At 38.1% G+C, this 14,167-nt stretch carries 12 protein-coding genes; 4 read left to right on the top strand and 8 right to left on the bottom strand.

Annotated features, from left to right (window positions below; all coding sequences use genetic code 11):
• Window positions 1–37: 37 nt before the first annotated feature.
• The 5 genes from IGL32_RS01465 to fdrA all read right to left on the bottom strand — a co-directional run bounded on the left by IGL32_RS01465 (window position 38) and on the right by fdrA (window position 7,438).
• Entirely contained in the window at window positions 38–1,258 is a 1,221-nt protein-coding gene (locus IGL32_RS01465) for a dicarboxylate/amino acid:cation symporter (RefSeq protein WP_002358375.1), read from the bottom strand.
• A 6-nt stretch (window positions 1,259–1,264) separates the two neighbouring features.
• Window positions 1,265–2,203 carry a carbamate kinase gene (arcC, locus tag IGL32_RS01460; RefSeq protein WP_002355252.1) on the bottom strand — a complete coding sequence of 313 codons (939 nt, stop codon included), beginning with the start codon at window positions 2,201–2,203 and terminating at the stop codon, window positions 1,265–1,267.
• A 134-nt stretch (window positions 2,204–2,337) separates the two neighbouring features.
• Window positions 2,338–3,591 (bottom strand): MFS transporter, encoded by a 1,254-nt coding sequence (locus IGL32_RS01455; protein ID WP_002355251.1) that lies wholly within the window; start codon window positions 3,589–3,591, stop codon window positions 2,338–2,340.
• A gap of 9 nt (window positions 3,592–3,600) precedes the next feature.
• Window positions 3,601–4,434 (bottom strand): DUF2877 domain-containing protein, encoded by an 834-nt coding sequence (locus IGL32_RS01450; protein WP_002355250.1) that lies wholly within the window; start codon window positions 4,432–4,434, stop codon window positions 3,601–3,603.
• Entirely contained in the window at window positions 4,427–7,438 is a 3,012-nt protein-coding gene (gene fdrA / locus IGL32_RS01445; protein WP_010706747.1) for a DUF1116 domain-containing protein, read from the bottom strand. Before fdrA ends, IGL32_RS01450 begins: the two co-directional genes overlap by 8 nt.
• 122 nt (window positions 7,439–7,560) lie before the next feature.
• On the opposite strand from fdrA, the gene IGL32_RS01440 reads away from it, so the two are divergent.
• The 4 genes from IGL32_RS01440 (at window position 7,561) to IGL32_RS01425 (ending at window position 10,696) form a co-directional block, all read left to right on the top strand.
• The gene (locus IGL32_RS01440) at window positions 7,561–9,153 is read left to right on the top strand and encodes a PucR family transcriptional regulator (RefSeq protein WP_002355248.1); all 1,593 of its coding nucleotides are present in this window, start codon (window positions 7,561–7,563) and stop codon (window positions 9,151–9,153) included.
• The gene (locus IGL32_RS01435; protein WP_002387662.1) at window positions 9,128–9,940 is read left to right on the top strand and encodes an alpha/beta hydrolase; all 813 of its coding nucleotides are present in this window, start codon (window positions 9,128–9,130) and stop codon (window positions 9,938–9,940) included. Before IGL32_RS01440 ends, IGL32_RS01435 begins: the two co-directional genes overlap by 26 nt.
• A 100-nt stretch (window positions 9,941–10,040) precedes the next feature.
• The gene (locus IGL32_RS01430) at window positions 10,041–10,280 is read left to right on the top strand and encodes an AbrB/MazE/SpoVT family DNA-binding domain-containing protein (protein WP_002358371.1); all 240 of its coding nucleotides are present in this window, start codon (window positions 10,041–10,043) and stop codon (window positions 10,278–10,280) included.
• On the top strand, window positions 10,277–10,696 hold the full coding sequence (locus tag IGL32_RS01425) for a type II toxin-antitoxin system death-on-curing family toxin (protein ID WP_002355245.1): 420 nt from the start codon (window positions 10,277–10,279) through the stop codon (window positions 10,694–10,696). The genes IGL32_RS01430 and IGL32_RS01425 overlap by 4 nt, the downstream gene beginning before the upstream one ends.
• Before the next feature lie 109 nt (window positions 10,697–10,805).
• Here the strand turns inward: IGL32_RS01425 and IGL32_RS01420 are convergent, their stop codons facing one another.
• The 3 genes from IGL32_RS01420 to IGL32_RS01410 all read right to left on the bottom strand — a co-directional run bounded on the left by IGL32_RS01420 (window position 10,806) and on the right by IGL32_RS01410 (window position 14,089).
• Window positions 10,806–12,017 (bottom strand): amidohydrolase family protein, encoded by a 1,212-nt coding sequence (locus IGL32_RS01420; RefSeq protein ID WP_002405271.1) that lies wholly within the window; start codon window positions 12,015–12,017, stop codon window positions 10,806–10,808.
• A gap of 51 nt (window positions 12,018–12,068) precedes the next feature.
• Complete coding sequence (locus tag IGL32_RS01415) at window positions 12,069–12,872, bottom strand: ankyrin repeat domain-containing protein (RefSeq protein WP_002379049.1); 804 nt, start codon at window positions 12,870–12,872, stop codon at window positions 12,069–12,071.
• A 173-nt stretch (window positions 12,873–13,045) separates the two neighbouring features.
• Window positions 13,046–14,089, bottom strand: coding sequence for a DUF4822 domain-containing protein (locus IGL32_RS01410; protein ID WP_002387660.1), 1,044 nt, complete (start codon window positions 14,087–14,089; stop codon window positions 13,046–13,048).
• Window positions 14,090–14,167 lie beyond the last annotated feature (78 nt).

Below are 14,167 nucleotides of genomic sequence, written 5' to 3'. Positions count from 1 at the left end.
TTTCTTCTTCGTCCTTGCATTTCCTCCCCTTTTTTCACTACTTATTGCTACTGTTAAAGACAGTATAGTCAATTTCATCCACTGATTTTGCAACTAGAATAGCAGAGTAAACATCTGAATTGACATTTAAAATTGTTCGTAACATGCCAACAAACCATTCGACGCCTGCAAAAATTGCAATACTCTCAATGGGTAAACCCATTTGCGGAACAATCACTGCCAGTGAGACTAAGCCCGCACCGGGAACAACTGCGTTTGCTAGTGAGACAAACGTTGCTGTAATTGCTAAGTAAATCATTTTCGTAATATCAAACTCTAGCTGATACATCTGAGCGATAGTCATTACAGTAAAAGCCATATGCATCGCTGAACCGTTACTGTTTAATGACATACCTAACGGCAACACTAAGTTAGTAATTCGCTTACTTAAACCTAATTTTGCTTCTGTTTCTTCCAAAGCTACTGGTAAAGTAATTGCTGAAGAAGTTGTCGCCAAGGCCATCACAGACATATTTTTCATGTTTGTAATTAAACGTAGTGGACTTACTTTACAGTACAATGTGATAACCAAAATCCAGATGCCCAAAAATAAAATAGTTCCTAATCCATAGACCAATAGATACTTCACTAACGGTAAAATAATTTGAAGGCCTAAGTGACTAATTGTTGAAGCAATTAAAGCAAAAATCCCCAGAGGTGCTAGATACATGACGTATCGAATGACTGTAATGATAACTTCATTAAAGTCCACAATTATTTGGAAGAGTTGTGTCTCTGGATGGCTTTGTAAGTATTTATTCAGTGCTAAACCAAAAAATAATGCAAAGACAATAATTTGAATAATCGATCCTTGAGTCAGTGAATCAAAAATATTTTTCGGAACGAAATTTAAAATCGTATCAGTGATTGAGATTTCTTGCGCTTTAATAGAAGCATCTTGGAAGCCAGTCATTTTAACACCGTATCCTGGATTAAAAATGACTGCCATTAGGACGCCCCATAAAGCGGCAGCTAAGGAGGAAATCCCGAAAACAGCGATTGTTCTACCCCCAAGGCTCGTTAATTCTTTTGGATTAATACTGCCAACTGCTTGGACAATTTGCCCTAAGATCAAGATAGGAATAGCCATTTGCATCAGTCGCAAAAAGACATCTCCAACTATTTTCAAGTAATTGCCGCTAGCAGGAATCAAGAGTCCTACGAGGATTCCTACGACAACAGCAATTGCAATTTGGGTGATCATGGACGGTTTTTTCATGGTAAACTACCCCTTTTGACTGATCACAGTTCCTGCTTCTTTATCGATGTTTTCTAAGTTTTCGATAGAAGTAATGATTGCTTTCCGTTTGTCATCACCTTTTACGAAGTCTAAGGCAGCTTCGATTTTTGGTAGCATACTACCAGCAGCAAAGTGACCTTCTTTAATGTATTCTTCTGCTTCGGCTACACTGATTTGTTCTAATGCTTTTTGATCTGGTTGATTGTAATTAATGTAGATGTTATCAACGCCTGTCAAAATAATCAAACGGTCTGCATCAACGTTTTCAGCTAAAACACGTGCAGAGAAATCTTTGTCGTTAACCGCTTCCACACCTACGTATTGTCCGTCTTCTGCTACGACCGGAATGCCCCCGCCACCAGAACAGATAGTTAAAACGTCCGCCTCTACTAAAGCACGAACCGCCTCTTTTTCAACAATTTCTTTAGGCATTGGTGATGGAACAACTTTTCGGTAGCCACGGCCAGCATCTTCCACATACGTAGAGCCATCTTTGGCTGCTTCTGCGTCAGCTTCTTCTTTTGTATAGAATGGACCAATTGGTTTGGATGGTTTTTTAAACGAAGGATCTTCTTTGTCCACACGTACTTGCGTAACTACAGAGATAACTGGTTTAGCAATGTTACGTTTTTCAAACTCATTAGTTAAAGCATTTTGTAACCAGTAACCGATGCTTCCTTGTGTCATCGCAACACAAGTATCCAATTTCAACGCTGGATTTTTTTCACTTTCGCCTGCTTTTTGTTGTAAAAGCAAATTCCCTACTTGTGGTCCGTTTCCGTGACAGACAATGACTTGTTCCCCTTTAGCAACAAATTCTGCAATATATTTGGCCGCGTGATTAACGACGGCTTTTTGGCCTTCATCTGTTGGATCCGTATCTAAAATAGCATTCCCACCTAGGGCAATTACGTTTAAACTCATTGATTGATTCGCTCCTTTTTAGTAAAGCAAAGACAAAATCTTTTCAGTATCGACGGATAAGAAATAATTTGTTTACGAAATGAAAGATTTTGTCTTGCTCATTTTGATTGTTTCAGTCATTATCGAAGGGATAATTAACCTAATTTCGGTTTACTCTCATCTTTAGCTAAGAAAGCAAAAGCTAGTAAACCAATAACTAATAGTACACAAGAAAGATAGAAGCCAACTTGCATTGAGCCTGCTGTATCTGCTAAATATCCTGTGACATACGGTGCTAGGATTGACCCTGACATCCCGATAAAATTATAGGCACTTAACGTTGTTCCTAAGGCCGCTTTTGGTGCATGTTTGGTAACAAAAGTCACCATAATTGGATCTAACGCTAATTTCCCTGTTAACCCATAAAGAATTAAAACAGAAATTAACAATGTCCGATTTGTTACAAAAGCAATCGCAAAGACAGATAGGATTGCTAAAGGTACTAATGTAAAGACTAATTTTTTCGTCGCACCTGTTTTATCATTCAAACGAGCGAAGATTAAGGCGCCTGGAATAGAGGCCCATGGTACAAGTGATGAAATGAAACCAACGCTCGCTCCTGTAAAGCCACGTTCAGCAATTAAAAATTGTGGCAACCAAGTAATAATGACAAAGTTTGCATAAATACTTGTGAAACATAAAATAAATGCGGCTAATAAATTACGATTTGAGAAAATTTCTTTTAATGAGATCTTTTCTTGCGGTCCTTCTTCAGCAGCTGCTCGTGCAGCTTCTTCACCAGGACGAATCACTTTTTCTTTCAAAATTGTATAGAAAAGAATTCCTACGATAAACGTTGGAATCGCCATGATAAAGAATGGTTTGCTCCAATGTTCACCATTTTCTAAAACCAACTTACTTGAAAGTAAGTACCCACCTGATGTACCGAAGGCCATCCCACTATTGATGATGGCATTACCGATGGTCCGTTTACTTGCTGGAATCGCTTCTGTCGATAGCGCATATTGCGGGCCATAGTAAGCTCCTTGACCAATACCAGCAATTGCACGAATGACTAAAAACATAACAAAGGTTGTCGCTAATCCACTAAAATAAGTAGAAATAGCAAGAACGATAAACCCAACAGCAATGACTAATTTCCGCCCAATTTTATCGCCAATCATCCCAAAAGGAATCTGTGCAACAGCATAGGTTAGAAAGAAGATACTATTGGCTAAACCAAGTTGTGTGTTACTTAGACCAAATTGTTCTCCAATGACCCCCATCACTGGATTAAAAATAGTTCGTGTTGCGTACATTAAAATCCAGCCTACGAAGAAAATGGCTACGACTTTAATCCAGTAACTATTGCTCACTTGCACTGCTTGATTTTTTTTACTATTCTCCATGTCTTCTCCTCACTTCTCATCTAACTCTACAGATTGTAAAGCTAGTAACATTCCAAATGACATATCTTTACCAGAGGAATGTCCGATTTGTATAATTCTGTCAATATTTTCGTCAACTCTATTATCCCGATGGTTCTCCAAATCCAAGAGTAACTGATACAACAATGAATTTACATATCCTTTAGCCGAGCTTGCAATATAGCCTTTACTAACATCTGTTGTGGATAAATTTGCTGCCGAAAGAGTAGCGGCTAACGCCGCAGCTCTTTCATCAGCAAGTATGAACAGAATTGTTTGATACGCCACTAAAATGTCATCACCACTCGGGGTTAACCCTTTGCCCCGACCAATCAGATAATTCGTTACTTCTTGCCATTCCGATAGTGTCCAAACTTTTTGTTTTTGGCTCATTTTTTTGAAAATATGCTTCGCTCGTTCGTCTAAAGGCAGGCCAATTCTACGTTCTAAGTTTCTCGCTAATAAGCGGTCTCGCAACAAGCGTAATTGGTCTTTTTCTAACTTGAAATGAGTAATGTTTAAAGAAACGACCTCAGCAGGTGTGAGTTGGATCGTTTTCACGCCGACTGTACTGTAAAAGGTCAACTGATTTTCTGTGATTTTGACTTTATTACCTTGTTGTACATACGGAAAGATTTCTTGAAACAATTGATCTGGCAAAAACATACCAAAGCTTGATAAATAATTATGGAAGTTTGCAACATTGATTAATTGATCCTGGACTTTCAGATTAAATGAACGTTCAAAAACACTGTGAATGGTTCCCATCTTGCCATATTGGTGGATAGGAAAAATGTAGTCACTAATGACTAGTTGGTTATTCAACCGTAATGCCTAGTTTCTCAGCATACGCTTCTAGGGCTTTTTCAAAACAGCCTAGAGGTGCTCTAACTGTCCCTGCACCAATTTGACCAACACCGGCATTTTTGTGTGCAATCCCTGTATTGATGATTGGTGTAATTCCTAATTCCACCACTTTACGGATATCAATTCCTAAACAAGTTCCTTGGAAATCCCAAGTTGGAATTGAGAATGTTGGGTTGTTTCCTTCACAGATTTTTGCCATTTCATTTGAGGTTGCTAACGCATCTTCAAAGCCACCTGCACCAACAAACCGTGTTACGCCAGGTGCAGCTACCATAGCCATTGCTCCAACACCTACTGTTTCAGTAATTGCACTATCCCCGACATCAGGATTTCCGTCTTCTTCGCTGAAACCAGTGAAGTAAAGACCTTTTGGTGTATTTACTGGTGCGGTATGCCATTGATCGCCTGTTTCTGCAATCCGGACCCCAAAGTTCACGCCGTTACGAGTCATCGTTGTGACAATTGTTCCGTTGGTATCTTTACGGGCACCATCAACAATTGCTTTTCCAGTTGCCATCATGACATTTAAGAAGAATTGATCTGTGTCAGCTAAGAATTTGATTACTTCGTATTTTTGATCTTCTGGAATATCTGTTTTGATAATTAATGGAGACAATTCTTTTAAGAAGTTCAAAGATGCGGCAATATTTCTTTGGTGGAACTCGTCACCCATTGTAATAGAGCGCGCAATCAATACGTTTAAGTTCAAGCCTTCTTCAGAAAGTTTCAAGGCTTTCGCAATAGTTGGTCCTAAAACATCTTTAATCCAATCTAAACGATCAACCACTTCTTGTGAATAAGCACCAAAACGCAATACTTTACCGATACCTTCATTCAAGATACAGTATGCTTCGTTACCTTCTAAGCGATTTTCCACAACAAAGACTGGCATATTACCAGAAGTAATACCGCCCATTGGTCCTACTGCTTTTACATGGTGACAAGGAATGAAACGTACTTCGCCAGCTTCAAAAATCTTCAAAGCATCTTCTTCATTGTCTGCCCAACGTTCGAATAATGCAGCTCCGATACAAGCACCTTTCATTGGTCCAGTCATTTCAGACCATTGGATTGGTGGTCCAGCATGAAGTAATGTTTTTTGTGCGTCATCATTTAATTCTGGAATCACTGATTTCGCAGGTACCACATCTACTAAGAATGGTTGTGCATTTTTAATTTTGTCTGTTACTTTGTGATTTTCAGCTTCGATTTGTTCACTGTAATCTTCCAAAGCATCCAAAATTTTAATCATTTTTTTATTGCCGTTAGCACGTGGACGCCAGTTAAATTGAACAGTTTCGCCACCGTAATCAACGATTGATTCTGTAAAGCTTTGCAACCCAACGTTAATGATTCTTGGTTTGGTTGTTAATAGTTCCATTACTTTTTCGCCTGGTTTTGGTACATCGACAGTTGGTCCGTTGTAAGCAACCACTTCTTTATCGTCTTCTGAAATTTCGATTCCTTTTAGTAATAAAGCTAATTGAACAGCTTTAGTATTGCTTTCTGCTACTAAAACGCCGCCTTCTTTCAAACGATCAACAGACGATTGGTAATTTTGCGGATCTTTCGTCGTCCCACAGACAGTTGCAACAAAGTAAAGATCACGTCCTGCTTCTTTGGCTGTGGCACGCGCTTCTTCAATTGCTGGTAACAATGCACCAACCATGTCTTCATGAGCACCATAGCCTAACACCACATCGAATAAGATAATCCCCGTTTTTTCATCCTGTGCGTATTCACGAATTTTTTCGATACGAACATCTGGGTCAATCATTGGGTGCGGACGACCTTGTGTATACATATCATCGCCTAAGTCAATGACTTCATAACCGTGAGATTTCAAGACATAACCTTCTGCTTTCACTAAACCGCCAAGATCTAAAGCTTCTGAAATTAACATACCTGCTTCAGAAGCTAATGTACCACCTGAATATAACCCTTTTACAACTTTATCTTCTGGTAATGTTGGTACAGCTGGTTTTGCTAATGCTTCAAAGTAATTTTTCTTCACGGCCACATCATTTGCTAAATCAACAGCAATTTTAGCTGTTTCTTCTAATGTATGAGCTAGATAAACTTTGCCTTCGTGACTTGTTGGTTTTTCTCCTAAGAAAATCGCAACGACTGGTTTTGAAATGCTTTGTAATAATTCAACCACTTCATCACGAACTTCTTTTGCAGGTGGTTTAGAAATAACTGTAATCACATCGGTTGGTTCGTGATTTTCTAAGGCCACAATAGCATCTTTCACTGTGATAGCGCCTACTTTGTCGCTTAGGTCACGACCACCAGTACCAATGGCGTGAACAACTCCGCCACCTAAGCGGTCAATAATCGTTGTAACTTCTTGAATCCCTGTTCCTGAAGCACCAACAACGCCAATGTTTCCTGGAGAAACAACATTTGTAAAGGCGATTGGAATACTTGAGATAATACCAGTTCCACAGTCAGGCCCCATCATTAGTAAGCCTTTTTCATGCGCTAATTTTTTCAAACGTACTTCATCTTCAATTGACACATTATCCGTGAAAGAGAACACGTGTAAATCATTTTTTAAGGCACGTTCCATTTCTGGCGCACCATATTCACCAGGAATACTGAATAGCGCTACATTCGCCTCTGGTAAAAGATCAAACGCTTCTGACCAAGAAGTTGCTGCTTGTGCTTCTTCACTAGTTCCCTTTGCTGATAAATCATCTAAGAATTCATCAATCGCTGGCATAACTTCTTCCATGATGTTTTCTTTTTCACTGTCAACCACAATCATCATGTCGTTTGCAGATGCACTATTGGCCTCATCCGTTAACAAGTTCGTGTTGTTAAGGATGTCTTTGTTGGCATCTGTTCCCATCATGATTTGACTCATGGTTACACCATCTAATGCATTGATTTTATTGGTCAATAACATTAAGTTGATGGAGTCTTGGTAATTGTTTTTCAAAATTACTGTGTGTAACATTGTTCATCCTCCTATCTATTCCTTACAATGCTATTGTATCGAAACGAGAAAGTGTTTTCATCGGACATAATTCTAAAAAAATGGTATAATTTTTATCCATAAGAGGAAAAAAGGAGAAAATGATGAAATTAAGAGAGTTATTATCGATAGGTGACTTAAAAAAAGGTAAAATTTTGACGAAAGAGATTGGTTTAGACAATGAAGTTGACTCGGCAATGGTCTTAGAAGCGATTGACATTGAGAACTGGAGTAGAAAGAATCAGTTAATTTTGACTTCTTTCTACGCATTGCATGATCTACCCGAAAAAGAGTTGGAAAATTTTTTCGTAAAGATGCGCCGAATTGGCATCAGCGGCTTAATTTTGAAAACAGATCGATTCATTAAAATGATTCCAGAGTGGTTTATCGAATTATGTTTCAATTATGAAATTCCTTTAATTAAAATCACACAAGACATTAGCTATGAAAAAATTCTATTTACGATTTACGAGCCTTTGTTGAATTATCAGTCGCATGTCTTACGTACGTATTACGATGTGCGCCAACGTTTCACCAAATTAGAGCGCCACTACCCAACGGTTGAGACGATTATGCAAGAATTTTATGACATCATTAAATTACCCTTCGCTTTAAAAATGTTGGATAAACATCTGGAAATTAGCGATGGCGACTTACCCCATGATGCGATTGTGCTCTCAAGAGAAAAACTAAAAAACAGTGAATTCACTAAAAACGATTACTCTCTTTTAACACTTTACTCTCATGCCAACCCCAAAAAACAGTTGGCACTAGAAGTTTCTATTTTCAATAGTTATTCCACTAATTGTTTACTTCTGGTTTATTTACAAGATGAAAAGGTTAAAGAAACGGATTTAGTGATTATCGAAAATGCGATTGATGTCTTACAAGAAAAATTCAATACCGAAAATTTGTTAAAAAAAGAACGGTATACTCGTTTGAACAACTTAGCGGATGCTATTTTACAAAATACACCGCAAAATCCTGACGAGCTAAACAGTTTGCTTCGTGAAGTGCAAATGCAAGAGCTAGATTCTTACCAAGCGATTGCTTTTTCTACCAAAGACACCAATACACAACTCATGAAAGAACGAATTATTGCCTTACTTCGTACCCTGCGTGTGAAATCCATCTTCTTTGATCAGCTAAATTATTCGGCGGTCCTTTTTAACTTCAATGAAAGTGATGGAAAAATTACAAAGCTGCAATTAAGTCGTTTATTAGCTGAACTTTTAGAAGAAAACGACACGCTTACCGTTGCCGTCAGCAGTTTAAAATCACGAGAAGGGATTAAAGAGCTACTGATTGAATGTCTGGACATTCTGCGCTTTAATGAAACTTTTTATAACGGACCAATTGTCACCTTAGCCGATATTGGGGTATTTAAAAATTTTATCCGCGAAGACCAATTGGAAAATTTAGACGAATTAATTCCTCGCGCACTTTATCAATTAGCCGAAAATAACTACGATTTGTTTGAAACCTTGTACAGTTTTTTCCAAAATAATCGCAACTATAAACAGACCTCTGAAGCGATGTTCCTTCATTCAAAAACGATTCGTTATCGTTTAAACAAAGTGGAACAACTTCTTGATATTGACTTAGCCAATCCCTTGCAATTGTTAAATTATGAAATTGCCACATACATTATAAAGATGAGGAGACGTGCACTTGAAAAACAATCAAACACTCGCTAATGGCGCAACAGTTACTATCTACCCCACTACGACTGAACCAACGAACTATGTCGTCTATTTACACGGTGGCGGGATGATTTATGGAACCAAAAGTGATTTACCAGAAGAACTGAAGGAGCTGTTTACAAGCAATGGCTATACCGTTTTAGCACTGGACTATTTGTTGGCTCCAAATACAAAAATCGATCACATCTTAAGGACGCTAACGGAAACCTTCCAATTGTTAAACGAAGAGATTATTCAAAACCAGTCCTTTGGTTTGTGCGGGCGTTCCGCTGGCGGTTATTTAATGTTACAGTTAACCAAACAATTACAAACACTAAATTTGACGCCACAATTTTTAGTCAATTTTTACGGCTATACAGATTTAGAATTTATTAAAGAGCCACGGAAATTATTAAAGCAAGCCATTTCCGCTAAAGAAATAGCTGCTATCGACCAAACGAAGCCTGTTTGGGATGATCCTTTTCTTTCTCGCTATCTGCTGTATCATTACAGTATTCAGCAAGCGCTATTGCCGCACTTTTACGGATTACCAGAAAACGGGGACTGGTCTGCTTACGCACTGTCAGACGAAACATTAAAAACTTTTCCACCTTGTTTCAGTACAGCTAGCAGCTCAGACGAAGAAGTGCCGTTCCGCTATAGCAAAAAAATCGGACGGACCATTCCTGAGAGTACCTTTAAAGCGGTTTACTATTTAGAACATGATTTTTTAAAACAAACCAAAGATCCTTCGGTCATCACTTTATTTGAGCAATTGGATAGCTGGTTGAAGGAACGATAAGCAATCAAGAAATTTTATTAAAGTATTAGACTTGTGATAGAAACTTTTTTATGATCCATGATATACTGTATATACAATATATACGAAAGGTGGGTTACTAGTGGAAATCAAAGAAAGAAAACTTAGAAAAGTTGGGAATTCTGTTGTTATGACATTGTCAAAAGAGTTTCTAGAAAGCATTGGTGCGACTGCGACAGACACCGTTTATGTAGACGAAGAAAAATTAAAAGATATTATTGTTAAAAAAAATATGTCAGAACATCAAAAAAAATTACAACAAATGATGGAGAACTCAAAACAAAAACATAATGAGCTGTACAAAGAATTGGTTACTAAATGAAAAGTATTTATTATTTATCAGCGGATGATCTATTTCAAATGAATACTTTCTTGATCCAAACGTATTCTCCCGCAGAACAAATTGGCATCAAAGATCGTAATGCATTAGAAATGGCTAGCAACCAACCAGCACAATTCGTCTTTGACGTTGACCTGTACCCAACAATTGAAGAAAAAGCAGCTATTTTAATGATTAACATTGCAACAAAGCATTGTTTTTACAATGCAAATAAACGGACAGCTGTAATGGCAACCGACTTATTTTTACAATTAAACGGTTATGATTTCCAATTAGATACGCAAGAAGGCGTTGATTTATTGGTTTTTATTGCTACTTATAGATCAGATTTTGATCAGTTGAAAAACGATGTATCAAAAGTAATCAGAGCTAAATTAAATCATACTTCTTCTCACTAATTTCATCAATGAAATATAAGATGGATGTCGTTTTCAATTGTAAAATTAAGCGTCTAATCCAAATAAATTTAATAACAAAAAAAGAAGCGAGAAATCTCGCTTCTTTTTGTTATTTTTGATAAAGTGTGGTTCCTTTTACCACACTGATTTCCACCGGTGTCTGACGAGCGACAAAAGCCGCCGCACATTCTGCTTCAGTGAGTAAGTAAGTTGCTTCAGCACCAACTTGCGGCCAATTTACTTGCCCTTGTTCGTCTAAAGTTGTGACACCATCTGTCACTAAGCCTAATAATTGGGTTAAAGCATCTTGATCTTTCACGTTAAAAAGTTCACCTAAACGAGCCAATTTTTCTTGTAATGAACCATCACCATAGGGAGACCAGCAATCGTAGATATTGTCACAACCAAGATGGACATTGACTCCATGACGTAACAATTCCATAATTGGCGGAATCGTATTAGGTGTGATTGGCACGCTGGAATTAATATGAATTTTTTCTGCTGCTAAAGCATCATAAACTTCGGCACGTTCTTCACCAATGAAATCATTTAACCCGAAGGCATGGCTGATAAATACTTTGTCTTGTAGGCCATATTCTTTCGTTAAACGGATAATTTCTTTAATCGTTGTTGTCCCAGCTTCGTGACGGTCATGTAAATGAATATCCACACCGACACCATGTTTATCTGCTAAGCGGAATGTTTCAGCCAATGATTTTTTGTAATCACCATCTAGTGAATAAGGATCCACGCCACCAATAAAATCGGCGCCTTTTGCCAATGCTTGATCAACTAATTCAACGGAATCTGAACGCAGTAAGCCGTGCTGTGGAAAGACGACAATTTCTACCGCAAATGGTTTCGTTTGGGCCAACGCTTGGACTTCATCAAAATAACGTAAGTCTGTCATCGGTTCCACGTCGACATGTGTTCTGAAGGCTGTCGCGCCATGTGGTAATTCTAAGTCAATTAAATGGTTGGCGCGTTCTGTTAAAGAAAGTTCTAAACTATCTAAATAAGGGATTTCTGCTTCGACACGTTCCACAATTGACTTCGCTGGCGTCACCGGATACCACGGAACACCTAGTTTACTTTTATCAAAGTGACAATGTTTTTCAATCAAACCTGGTAAAATCAATTGATGGTGACCATCAATAATTGTCAACCCAGGTTCTTCTACCAATTCTTCATTGGGGATGATTTTCGTAAATACTCCATCTGTTATTTCAATTGCCACTTCTTTGGTTACTGTCCCAGATAACCAGTCACCTTCTTTTTGATACCCTGTTTCAATTCGAACATTTTTTAACCAATAATTCATGCTTTCCTTCACTCCTACCTGTATTTATTCCTTCCCGAAAGGACACAATACTTAGTTGTACTGTGCTAAAATTTTACTAATTTCCGTATAACCTTTTTGATTGGCATAGTCCATTGCTGTTCGACCAGAATTGTCTTTAATGGATTGATCCGCACCATTTTCCATTAACAATTTTACAATATCTTGGTAAAGTTGGTTCCCTTCACGTAACCCCACTGCCTCAATCAATGCTGTATAGCCAAAGTCATTTTGGAAATCTATGTCTTCTCGTCCATCTTCTAACAAGAGCTTCACATTGTCAATATGTCCTTTTTCAGCTGCCGGAATTAACGCATTGCCACCGTAACGGTTATGCTTATTTAAATCTGGGGTCGCATGTTTTAACATATACGCTAAAATCTCCGTACGTCCTTGCGCTCCCGCATAAAGATAGGGACTATCACTAATGCTGTTTTGCAGATTAATATCGGCACCCCGATCAATCAACGCTTTTGCAATCTCAATGTCATTATTGTGAACAGCGATATTGAGCGGTGTGTTGCCTTCTGTGTCGACTTCATCCACTTGATAAGTAGTATCTTGTAAAATTTCCTTGACCTTCTTCGTATCTCGTTGATTGGCTGCTTCTAAAAGCGCACCCACTTCATAGGTCTTCATCGGTTCTTTCACTTCCTCTTTTGATGTTGTTTGAGCTACCGAACGGGTTGTACTGGTGCTTTCAGTTTTTGCACTACTTTGAGTAGTCACCGTTTGACTATTTTTTGACGCTGCGGAAGGTGTTTCTCCTCCTTGACACGCAGCAAGTAATGGAATGGTCACGACACTTAATAGCCCCATTAAAATTTTTTTGTTCATTGTGCTCAACTTCCTTTCCTCGAGAGAAATATGAGATTTTTCTCCAGTGGTTCTAATCTAACGAATCTTTTTTTATTTGTCGATTAAAACGCTTTCTCTGTTTTTCTATTTTAAAAAGAGAGAAACCAAAAGAAGTCGAAACTTTTTTTGGTTTCCATTCGTATGTTTTGTTCTTAAAAGGTAAATTCAGGATTAAAAGTTCCTTGGTATGGTTCATGTTCCACATAGACTTGGATATCGTTTCCTTCGTTATCTTTACCCATTCGTGTGTACGTAAAACGATTATCATTCAATTCTGTTAACTCTAAGACAGCGCCATAGCGATTGGTTCCAATGGAAACATGGGCACGGAATTTATTTTGATTTCCTACTTTAAAGTAGCCATAGTCGCCACGAGTTTCACCAGTTTGTAAATTGAAAAATTCATATTTGCTGCTATCTTGGTCAAATTTCGCTAAGCTGATAAAGTTTTGGTTGGCCGAAGTTACGTCATTGCCATCTTTATCCACTACTTTTGTGCCATTCCAAAGAAGTTGCGGTGTCCCATCAAAGGAAGTTTTACCAATAATTTCATCCCCTTGTCGATTTACATCAATCTGGCCTGTTTGTTCTGTCATGGCACGGCGTCCATTCGTGAATTCTAGTGTTCTGGGACGATTATTGGGGTATGGCTGCGGACGACCATAAACTGGTCCTGAGGTTGCTTTGTTTTCTACGAAAACTTCAATATCATTTCCGTTTTTATCTTTCCCCATCTGTCTATACGTAAAAGTATCTTGGTATAAAGTTCTAAGTGGGTATACACCTTGATAATTTTTGGTTTCAGAAATAATTACAAGACGGGAAACATCTGTAATACCAGCGGTCATAAAGAAGGTTCCTTCATCTCCTGTTGATTCTCCAGTCTCTTTATCAAAAAATTCATAGAAACTAGTGGTTGCATCAAATTTGATTGCATGTAATAGGTTTTGATTTTCATCTGTTAAGTCATTCCCATTTCGATCATAAACGCGTGTTCCAGCCCAATCTTTTTCTGATAATCCTTCATCTTGTCTAATACCAACTGAACGTAAATACTCAGGTAAATCCCCTAAATTATTGGGATTGTCTACGCTTTGAGGAACGTATGCTTCTGCCGTCAAAGCCCCTCCTGCTCCACCAACTAATAACGCACTTAAAGCCAACAACGTAATTGTACCAACGATTTTTTTCTTCATAAACGACTACTCCCTTTCCTTTTGATAATTTAAGGATAGCAAGTAGTTATTAACTCCACCTGTCCATAATATGAACAA

This window comes from Enterococcus sp. AZ035 (genome assembly GCF_050548325.1).
Taxonomy (GTDB): domain Bacteria; phylum Bacillota; class Bacilli; order Lactobacillales; family Enterococcaceae; genus Enterococcus; species Enterococcus faecalis.
Note: the sequence above shows the minus strand (reverse complement) of the source record. Positions and strands in the feature narration are given on the sequence as shown.

Excerpts from the sequence above, each read along its gene's own strand:
- IGL32_RS01465 (WP_002358375.1), bottom strand. The coding sequence starts at position 1,258 with ATGAAAAAACCGTCCATGATCACCCAAATTGCAATTGCTGTTGTCGTA.
- arcC (WP_002355252.1), bottom strand. The coding sequence starts at position 2,203 with ATGAGTTTAAACGTAATTGCCCTAGGTGGGAATGCTATTTTAGATACG.
- IGL32_RS01455 (WP_002355251.1), bottom strand. The coding sequence starts at position 3,591 with ATGGAGAATAGTAAAAAAAATCAAGCAGTGCAAGTGAGCAATAGTTAC.
- fdrA (WP_010706747.1), bottom strand. The coding sequence starts at position 7,438 with ATGTTACACACAGTAATTTTGAAAAACAATTACCAAGACTCCATCAAC.
- IGL32_RS01440 (WP_002355248.1), top strand. The coding sequence starts at position 7,561 with ATGAAATTAAGAGAGTTATTATCGATAGGTGACTTAAAAAAAGGTAAA.
- IGL32_RS01425 (WP_002355245.1), top strand. The coding sequence starts at position 10,277 with ATGAAAAGTATTTATTATTTATCAGCGGATGATCTATTTCAAATGAAT.
- IGL32_RS01420 (WP_002405271.1), bottom strand. The coding sequence starts at position 12,017 with ATGAATTATTGGTTAAAAAATGTTCGAATTGAAACAGGGTATCAAAAA.
- IGL32_RS01415 (WP_002379049.1), bottom strand. The coding sequence starts at position 12,872 with ATGAACAAAAAAATTTTAATGGGGCTATTAAGTGTCGTGACCATTCCA.
- IGL32_RS01410 (WP_002387660.1), bottom strand. The coding sequence starts at position 14,089 with ATGAAGAAAAAAATCGTTGGTACAATTACGTTGTTGGCTTTAAGTGCG.